At 33.8% G+C, this 9,649-nt stretch carries 7 protein-coding genes; 2 read left to right on the forward strand and 5 right to left on the reverse strand.

From position 1 onward, the window contains the following. The first annotated feature begins 1 nt into the window (after position 1). Both ACFQ0R_RS11780 and ribB read left to right on the forward strand, forming a co-directional pair. A complete protein-coding gene (locus tag ACFQ0R_RS11780) occupies positions 2–1,558 on the forward strand; it encodes an LptF/LptG family permease (protein WP_379658580.1) in 1,557 nt (518 codons plus the stop codon). Next, entirely contained in the window at positions 1,555–2,688 is a 1,134-nt protein-coding gene (gene ribB / locus ACFQ0R_RS11785; protein WP_379658581.1) for a 3,4-dihydroxy-2-butanone-4-phosphate synthase, read from the forward strand. The genes ACFQ0R_RS11780 and ribB overlap by 4 nt, the downstream gene beginning before the upstream one ends. A gap of 44 nt (positions 2,689–2,732) precedes the next feature. Here the strand turns inward: ribB and ACFQ0R_RS11790 are convergent, their stop codons facing one another. From ACFQ0R_RS11790 to ACFQ0R_RS11810, 5 genes are all read right to left on the reverse strand, one after another. After that, complete coding sequence (locus tag ACFQ0R_RS11790; protein WP_379658582.1) at positions 2,733–3,443, reverse strand: hypothetical protein; 711 nt, start codon at positions 3,441–3,443, stop codon at positions 2,733–2,735. Positions 3,444–3,509: 66 nt separating this feature from the next. After that, entirely contained in the window at positions 3,510–5,318 is a 1,809-nt protein-coding gene (locus ACFQ0R_RS11795) for an acyl-CoA dehydrogenase family protein (RefSeq protein ID WP_379658583.1), read from the reverse strand. Between the two features lie 11 nt (positions 5,319–5,329). After that, positions 5,330–6,517: an acetyl-CoA C-acyltransferase gene (locus ACFQ0R_RS11800; protein WP_379658584.1), complete on the reverse strand. Its 1,188-nt coding sequence runs from the start codon at positions 6,515–6,517 to the stop codon at positions 5,330–5,332. 43 nt (positions 6,518–6,560) lie between these two features. Beyond that, the gene (locus tag ACFQ0R_RS11805) at positions 6,561–8,966 is read right to left on the reverse strand and encodes a 3-hydroxyacyl-CoA dehydrogenase/enoyl-CoA hydratase family protein (protein WP_379658585.1); all 2,406 of its coding nucleotides are present in this window, start codon (positions 8,964–8,966) and stop codon (positions 6,561–6,563) included. Between the two features lie 4 nt (positions 8,967–8,970). Beyond that, positions 8,971–9,426, reverse strand: a complete 456-nt coding sequence (locus ACFQ0R_RS11810; RefSeq protein WP_379658586.1) for a MarR family winged helix-turn-helix transcriptional regulator — start codon at positions 9,424–9,426, stop codon at positions 8,971–8,973. Between the last annotated feature and the right edge of the window lie 223 nt (positions 9,427–9,649).

Genomic DNA, 9,649 nt, shown 5'->3' on the forward strand with positions numbered 1-9,649 from the left:
ATTGAAAATTCTAGATCGTTATATTTTATCTTCTTTTGTAAAAACCTTCATCTCGGTTTTTACTATTTTGATGTTTATTTTTATTCTTCAATCTGTCTGGAGATTTATTGAAGAATTTGCTGGAAAAGATATTGATTTAGAAATAATCTCGAAGTTTTTATTTTTTTTACTTCCCAATCTTATTCCAATGGTATTGCCATTGACAATTTTATTGTCATCAATCATGACATTTGGGAGTTTTGCTGAGCAGTATGAATTTGCTGCAATGAAATCAGCAGGGATTTCATTGCAAAGAGCAATGCGAAGTTTAATAGTATTTATATTGATACTTGGAGCTGTTACATTTTATTTTGCAGATACTGTTATACCATACGCTGAGGGGAAAGTTCTAAACATGCGTAAAAATATTGCACAAGTAAAACCCTCTATGGCCATTGTTGAAGGAGCTTTTAATGAAATGGGTAACATAAATATAAAAGTTAGAAAGAAAAGTGGTCCCGATGGTAGAAATTTAGATGACATCATTATTCACAAAAAATCAGAAAGTAGAGTAGGGAACTATACCGTTATAAAAGCAGACCATGGTGAGCTAGAATCTGGTGAAAATTCAAATGTTTTATCTCTCATTTTATATGACGGTAATTATTATGATGAAGTTCCTACCAAAACATATCAAGAAAAATTAAAGTCTCCGTTTGTTAAATCTGCTTTTGATAAATATGTATTGAATATGGATTTATCAGAATTCAACAACGTGGACCTTGATGATGAAAGTTTAAAGCATCCTTACAAAATGTTGAATACTAGTGAGCTTAAAATTCAATTAGATTCGTTTTCTAATGATTTTAATAGAACAATATCAAGCTACGATAGAATAATTAAACAAAGAAGTGGTGCACAGAGAACTTTGAATTCGAGTAAAGAAGTAAAAACAAAAGATGATAAAAGAAAAATTAATCAAAGCACAGAAAAAAAGATAAAAAGCGAAAGCAAGATATCCTATACTGATAATGAAAAATTAATGAAATTGTATTCAAATTCATCAATTGATAGCTTATTCTGGGAGTACGATTTTAGACAAAGAAAACAGCTTTTTAACGTGGCTACCAATTCTGTAAATAGCATAATACCTCAAATAAGCTCAAAAAAAAATCAGCTAAAACAGAAAAAAGTTTTACTGAATAAAATTGAAATGGCAATGCATGATAAATATGCTCTACCATTTGCTTGTGTGATATTGTTTTTTGTTGGTGCTCCGCTGGGTGCTATCATTAGAAAAGGAGGACTAGGATTACCAATGGTAGTTGCAATAACTCTATTTCTAACTTATCATTTCATTGGTCTATTTGCAGGAAATAGTGCTGAAGGGGGAAGCATACCACCTTTTCTGGGTTCATGGTTGTCAACGATCGTTTTATTTCCACTAAGTGCGTATCTTACTTATAGAGCTACAACAGATCAGGGTTTTGTTAATTTAGATTTCATCACGACCCCTATTGAGAATTTGATTAAAAAGATAAAATCGAATGTTTTTAATATCAGAAATAATAAAAAATGACAGAAGGAAAGATTAAACTAGACTCCATACAGGAAGCTATTGACGATGTAAGAGCTGGAAAAGTAATTATAGTAGTGGATGATGAGGATAGAGAAAACGAAGGTGACTTTTTGGCTGCGGCAGAAAAGGTTACTCCAGAAATGATCAATTTTATGGCTAAATACGGGAGAGGTTTAATCTGTTCTCCACTTACAGAAGGTCGCTGTAAAAATTTAAACCTTACTACTATGGTAGGTAACAATACGGACCCTTTAGAAACTGCTTTTACCATTTCTGTTGACTTAAGAGGTAATGGGGTTACAACAGGTATTTCAGCTTCCGATCGTGCTAAAACTATTGAAGCACTATGTAATGAGGAAACTAAACCTCATGATCTCAATCGTCCTGGCCACATTTTTCCACTTATTGCAAAAGAAGGTGGTGTATTGAGAAGAACAGGACATACAGAAGCTTCTATTGATTTTGCTAGGTTAGCAGGTTTAAAACCTGCAGGAGTGATTTGTGAAATCATGAATGAGGATGGAACAATGGCTAGGCTTCCGCAGCTTGTAGAAGTCGCAAAAGCACATGATCTCAAACTAGTTTCTATTGAAGATTTAGTGGCATACAGAATGCAACACGATTCACTTATAGAAAAGTCTGAAGACTTTGAGCTTAATACAAGATTTGGTCAATTTAGATTAAGAGCTTATCACCAAACAACAAATGATCAGGTTCATATTGCTTTGACAAAAGGTACATGGAAAACAGAGGAGCCTGTTTTAGTAAGAATGAATTCAACTTTGGTCAATAATGACATCTTAGGAACATTAACATCCAATGCAGATCAAAAGTTAGATAATATGTTCAAACAATTAAATGTTGAAGGTAAAGGTGCTATCGTTTTTATAAATCAAGATATTCAAGGGCTCAATTTAATTTCAAGGTTGAAAGAATTAAAGCAAAGTCAAAGCGAAGGAATAACAAAAGCACCAAGAGTTGTTATGGATGATAAGGATTTTGGAATTGGAGCACAAATTCTTCATGATTTAGGTGTACATAAAATAAAACTTATGTCCAATTCGCAACAAAAGAAAAGGGTAGGTATGATTGGATATGGATTAGAAATAATTGATTACGTCAATTATTAATTTAATTTTTAATAAAAAAGCTCTTCGAAAGAAGAGCTTTTTTATTATTTAAATTTTTTCCACCTTTCTTGAATATAGTCCCCTTTAGAATTTTTACCATTGTGATACCAAATTCCTTTATTAGTTTCTTTTTTAAACGAAAGTGTGTCTCCAACTATATCTTGATTTTTAGAAAAAAAGTGAACCATCTCATGGTGTTTATCATCTTTAAACTCCCATTTTCCACCGCTAGACCCGAAAAATTCTCCTGTTTGACTATTTAGTGCTAAAATTTGATAATAATTATCGGTCAGCATCTTAAGAGTTTTCCTAGGTTTGTCTTCAATGGTAAGCCATTTCGAACCTCTAAAGGCCTGATGAATTTTCCAACAAGTTATATTCTCCTTTTCAGCTTTGTCTATCCTAGTCCATGTTTCCTCGTTTCTTGAATTTTTATCATAGATTTTTAAAGTATCATTTTTTAATTCATAATCGAAATTCAAATAAGTTCCTGTAACAGATCTAGATCTGGAGTCAATCTCATAATTTTCTATATAATCTGAGTCAGAAAGAGAATAAGTGCCTCCACTTGCTGAAATAAATTCACCTGTGGATTCAAGGTATGTAGAACTTGTAAAGTAAGCATCACTATAAAGCTTAATACTTTTTTGATCTTTTGATTCTTTACTCATTTTTTTCCAAGCTCCATTTAATTCTTGAGAGTGAACTAGATTTATACTCAAAAATGATATTATAAATATGTAAAGTAACTTCATGTATAGAATATTTATAAAAAAAACCCACCATTAAGGCAGGTTTAAATTTAATGAATTTAAAGTCAATTAAACTGCATATTTATTGTCTTCAACAATTTTGTCTGCAATTATATTTCTTAATTCAACGATGTTTGGATAGTTTTCATATTTAGTAAAACGCTTTAATCCCATCAACATCATTTTTTGCTCATCACCTTCGGCAAAAGAAATGATCCCTTCTTTAGCCTTTTCGTTGATTTTATCTACTGCTTTATATAATCTTAATTTTGCCATTGCGATTTGAACTTTTTGAGACTCTTCCCCAAAACGATCAGCATTTTTTTCTGCTCTCAAAATTGCGGATTCAGCCATATAAGTTTCAATTAAAATATCAGCAGAAGCTAACAAGAGCTGTTGTTGATCTTCTAATTCTTCACCATATTTCTGAGCAGCACTTCCTGCAACCATTAGGAAAACTTTTTTAAGTTTTTTCAGCATTGCTTTTTCTTCTGCAAGAAGCTTTGTGTAATCTGGAGTTTCGAACGAAGGTATTCCTGTAAGTTCATCTGCTACAGCTTTCGCTGGTCCTAGCAAGTCTACATGCCCTTTCATCGCTTTTTTAACTAACATTCCAACAGAGAGCATTCTGTTTATCTCGTTCGTGCCTTCATAAATTCTAGAAATACGTGCATCTCTCCAGGCAGATTCCATCGGTGCATCGGCTGAGAAGCCCATACCACCATAGATTTGAATTCCTTCGTCTGTACATTTCTGAATGTCTTCGGAAACGGCAACTTTTAGAATAGAACATTCTATCGCAAATTCCTCAACACCTTTTAGTTCTGCTTCCTGGTGAGAGCTACCACTTTCTTTTCTTAAATTAATTCTGTCTTCTATGTTTTTTGAAGCTCTGTAAGATGCGGCCTCACCAGCATAAACAGACGCTGCCATTTCGGCAAGTTTTGATCTGATGGCACCAAATTTTGAAATAGGAGTATCGAATTGAACTCTGTCATTAGCATAACTCACAGCAGATCCTAAAACTCTACGTTGAGCATCAAGACAAGCAGCAGCTAATTTTATTCTACCTACATTTAATGCATTCATGGCGATTTTGAAACCACCATTTCTTTCTCCTAGTAAGTTTTCAACAGGAACTTTAGTTTCGTTAAAGAAAACCTGTCGAGTTGAAGAGGAATGAATACCCAACTTTTTCTCTTCATCACCCAGAGAAATACCATTTTCAAGGTCTTTTTCAACGATAAATCCAGTGATATTTTTATCGTCTTCAATACGAGCGAATACAATAAATATATCACAGAACCCTGCGTTTGAGATCCACATTTTTTGTCCTGTGATCTTATAATGCGATCCATCTTCTGATAGGACAGCTTTAGTTTTACCAGAATTTGCATCCGACCCAGCTCCAGGTTCCGTTAAACAATAAGCGCCAAACCATTCACCTGTAGCAAGTTTTGGAACGTATTTTTTCTTTTGTTCTTCTGTACCATATAATGTGATAGGTAATGTGCCAATACCTGTATGAGCTCCAAAAGCTGTTGCTATAGAACCTGTAGCTCCAGAGATGTAATCACACACCAACATAGTAGATACGAAATCCATTCCTAAACCATCATACTCTTCCGGTACAGCAACTCCTAAAAATCCAAGTTGACCAGCCTTACGCATTACTTCTTCAGTCAAATCGTAATTCTTTTTCTCGAACTCTTCTTTTCTAGGCCATATTTCTCTATCGACAAACTCCTTTACAGAGTCCCTCATCATTTTTTGTTCATCAGAAAAATCTTCAGGAGTGAAGACTTCTTCTGCTTTAGTCTCTTTTACGATGAATTGACCACCACGGATCATGTCATCTAATTTTTCTTTTGTTTCCATTTTTTTCTGTTTTAATATACTTCATAAATTCCTGCGGCACCTTGTCCAGTTCCAACACACATAGTCACCATAGAATATTTATTTTTTAATTCCCTTTTTTTCATTTCATCAAAAATTTGAACTGAAAGTTTTGCACCTGTGCATCCAAGTGGATGACCAAGAGCTATAGCGCCACCATTGACATTCAGAATATCCTGATTGATATCTAGTTCTCTGGCTACAGCTAAAGATTGAGAAGCAAATGCCTCATTTAATTCAATAAGCTCAATATCATTCAACTTCAAATTAGCCTGTTTCAAGGCTTTAGGTATAGCTTTTACTGGACCAATACCCATAATTCTAGGCTCAACACCTACGGTTGCATAAGATACCAATCTTGCTACAGGTTCAAGATTAAGTTCTTTAACCATCTCTTCACTCATTATCATCACAAATGCGGCACCATCACTCATTTGTGATGAGTTTCCGGCTGTAACACTACCACCTTCAGCAAACACAGGTCTAAGCTTGTTTAATACTTTTTCAGAAGTATCTGCTCTTGGACCTTGATCTTTATCTACAGTGTAAGTTTTTGATTGTTTTTTTCCATTGGAATCAACAAAAATATCTTCTACTTCTATAGGAACTATTTGATCTTGGAACCTGTTTTCATTTTGTGCTTTTATAGCTTTTTGATGTGACTGATAAGCAAACTCATTTTGATCTTTTGCGTTGATCTTATATTTTTCAGCAACAGCTTCTGCTGTTAGCCCCATTCCCCAGTAATAGCTTTCATTACCGGCTTTTGCAGTTTTATAATTTGGAACTGGTTTGTATCCACCCATTGGAATGTAGCTCATACTTTCAGCACCACCTGCAATAATACAGTCGGCCATTCCACTTTGAATTTTAGCAGAAGCCATGGCAATGGTTTCAATACCAGAAGCGCAATATCTATTGACTGTTACTCCAGGAACTTCTTCAGTTTTCAGCCCCATAAGAGAAACTAATCTTCCCATGTTTAAACCTTGTTCTGCCTCAGGCATAGCATTACCAACTATTACATCATCAATCCTAGATTTATCAAAGTCTGGTAATTGCTTCATCATATAATCAATGGTTTCAGCTGCCAAATCATCGGGTCTCTTGAAACGGAATACCCCTTTAGGAGCTTTTCCTACTGCGGTTCTATATCCTTTTACTATATATGCTGTTTTCATTTTATCAAATTTTATTTAATTCTAAATCTTACGATATTGAATCTTAATTTCTCAGTGGTTTACCTTTTTTGATCATGTTTTGTAAGCGCTCAAGCGTTTTCTTTTCTCCGCAAAGAGATAAAAATGCCTCTCGTTCTAGGTCTAAAAGATATTGTTCAGAAACATAATTTGCATCAGTTAAATCTCCACCAGACATGACGTAAGCAAGTTTATTAGCAATTTTTTGATCATGCTCACTTATGTATTTCCCTGCTCTCATTTGATCAGTTCCTACTAAAAAGGCACCCAATGCTTGTCTTCCTAAAACTTTTACGTCGTTTGTTTTAACAGGCTGGCTATAACCATTTTGAGCCATCAATTTAGCTTGTTCTTTAGCAATTGCAAGCTGTCTATCTCTACTTACAACTACAATGTCTTTACCTCTTTCCAATATATTTAGATCATATGCTTCGTGAGCGGATTTTGCAACTTTCGCCATACCTATAGCTAAAAAGTTTTCTCTCAATCTATTCAACTCAACATCATCTTTTTGAAATGTCATAGCAGCACGGCGAGTCATTTCTTTAGAACCACCACCACCAGGGATAACGCCAACACCAAATTCAACCAAACCTATGTAAGTTTCGGCGTGAGCTACAACTTTATCAGCATGCATTGATAATTCACAGCCACCTCCAAGCGCCATCTGGTGTGGAGCTGCTACAGTAGGAATTGAAGAATAGCGCATACGCATCATAGTATCTTGAAAATACTTGATTGCTCCATTCAATTCTTCATACTCCTGCTCTACAGCAAACATGAAAATCATACTTATATTAGCACCAACGGAAAAATTATCACCAGTATTAGAAATTACTACACCGTCATATTCTTTTTCAGCAATATCCATGGCTGCATTTATGCCATTAAGCACATCACCACCTATTGAATTCATTTTACTTCGGAATTCAATATTTAGAATTCCATCCCCAAGATCTTCAGCAATTAAATCTTTGTTACTAAAAACTTCATGGCTTTCTCTAATATTGTCTAGAATGATAAATGCATCCTGACCAGGTATTTTTTGGTGAGATTTTTTATCAACATCATAAAAATAAGTTTTACCAGATTTCACATTATAAAATGATTTATCTTTTGATTCTGATAAAGTTTTAATCCAATCTGCAACTTCAAATCCCTCATCTTTCATTAATTGGATACCTTTTTCAAGACCAATAGCGTCCCAAATTTGAAATGGTCCGTGTTGCCAACCAAAACCAGCTTTCATTGCATCGTCTATCTTATAGATTGCGTCTGTAATTTCTGGAATTCTATTTTGAACGTAAGCAAACAATGCAGCAAAGTTTTTTCTATAAAACTCACCTGCTTTGTCTTTTCCTTCTATTAAGACTGGAAATCTATCAGCAACGACATCTATGGATTTGGTTTTCTCAAGTGTATCAAATTTTGCTGATTTTTTATCTCTGTATTCTAAAGAATCTAAATCCAAAGACTTGATTTCACTAGAACCATCATCTTTCTTCACTTTTTTATAGAAGCCTTGACCAGTTTTACTTCCTAACCATTTTTTGTCCATCATGTGTTCGATGAAGTCAGGTAATTTAAATAGCTCATGTCTTTCATCCTTAGGAACATTATCATAAAGACCATTTGCAACATGAACTAACGTGTCAAGACCTACTACATCTACAGTCCTGAAAGTTGCAGACTTAGGTCTTCCTATCACAGGCCCAGTTAATTTATCAACTTCTTCAATTGTCATATCCATATCTTTAACCATATGGAATAAACTCATTATACTGAAGATACCAATTCTGTTACCAATAAACGCAGGAGTATCCTTAGCAACAACTGTAGTTTTTCCTAAGAATTTTTCTCCATAATCATTAAGAAAATCTAAGACTTCATCAGATGTGTCAGGTCCTGGAATGATTTCTAACAACTTTAAATATCTAGGTGGATTGAAAAAATGCGTTCCACAGAAGTGTTTTCTGAAGTCTTCAGATCTTCCTTCATTCATAAATTTGATAGGAATTCCTGATGTATTAGATGATATTAAAGTTCCTGGAGTTCTATGCTTCTCTAAATTTTCAAATACTTGTTTTTTAATATCAAGTCTTTCAACGACTACCTCTATAATCCAATCAACACCTTTTACTTTTAAAATGTCATCTTCTAGATTTCCTGTTTCAATTCTCTTAGCAAAATCTTTATGATAAATAGGAGAAGGGTTAGATTTTAAAGAAGATTGTAAAGCTTCATTCACTATCCTATTTCTTACTGAACTATCTTTTAAATTTTTGCCTTGCTTTTCTTCAGCTTCTGTAAGTTCTTTTGGCACTATATCAAGAAGTAATACTTCCACTCCTATATTAGCAAAGTGACAAGCTATGCCACTTCCCATTATACCCGAACCAACTACAGCTACTTTTTTGATTCTTCTTTTCATATGATTATTGAATTTTAGTTTGTTCTCTTTTAAAAATCATTTTTTCTGAAATTAATCGATTTATTTGATCTGTTACCTTTAAAAATATATCTAAATCTTCTTTGGAAATATTGTTTTTTACAGCTTCATCAAAAGATAATACTACATACTTTGAGAATTTTCTCATTTCAATACCAAAATCAGTAAGATATATAAGTACGCTTCTGCCATCTTTGGGATTTTTTTCCCTCTTAATCAATCCTTTTTCCTCCATAGCCTTTAAAGTTCTTGATAGACTTGTAGACTCGACCCCCATTTTTGGACCTAAAGCCGTTGAAGGTGTGCCTTTTTCAGGATCTATACTTAATAAGGCAAATCCAGTGGCCATACTACTGCCTTTTTTATTCGCTTCCTCATTATACATTTTAGCAACAGCAATCCAGGTAGATCTTAAAACGTAATCAATGGTTTTCTCTTTCATAATTATCTATTGTAACAAATATAGCTATTTTTTATTATGCATGCATAGTAAAATTGAATTTTATTTAAACTAATTTAAATGTTTTTCTATTTAAACTAAAGTAGGAGAGCGTGTTATGTTTTTGTGGTAAAAAAGATATAAAAAACCTGACAAAAGGTTTGGTTTGAATAGGAAAAGAGTTGTAGTTTTGCGCCCCGCTAATTGAGGTATTGAGGAAGTTAAC

The sequence above is a fragment of the Psychroflexus salinarum genome (assembly GCF_042677225.1).
Taxonomy (GTDB): Bacteria; Bacteroidota; Bacteroidia; order Flavobacteriales; family Flavobacteriaceae; genus Psychroflexus; species Psychroflexus salinarum.

What these genes read in the sequence shown, in the direction of transcription:
- ribB (WP_379658581.1), top strand. Translation starts at nt 1,555, where the DNA reads ATGACAGAAGGAAAGATTAAACTAGACTCCATACAGGAAGCTATTGAC.
- ACFQ0R_RS11790 (WP_379658582.1), bottom strand. Translation starts at nt 3,443, where the DNA reads ATGAAGTTACTTTACATATTTATAATATCATTTTTGAGTATAAATCTA.
- ACFQ0R_RS11795 (WP_379658583.1), bottom strand. Translation starts at nt 5,318, where the DNA reads ATGGAAACAAAAGAAAAATTAGATGACATGATCCGTGGTGGTCAATTC.
- ACFQ0R_RS11800 (WP_379658584.1), bottom strand. Translation starts at nt 6,517, where the DNA reads ATGAAAACAGCATATATAGTAAAAGGATATAGAACCGCAGTAGGAAAA.
- ACFQ0R_RS11805 (WP_379658585.1), bottom strand. Translation starts at nt 8,966, where the DNA reads ATGAAAAGAAGAATCAAAAAAGTAGCTGTAGTTGGTTCGGGTATAATG.
- ACFQ0R_RS11810 (WP_379658586.1), bottom strand. Translation starts at nt 9,426, where the DNA reads ATGAAAGAGAAAACCATTGATTACGTTTTAAGATCTACCTGGATTGCT.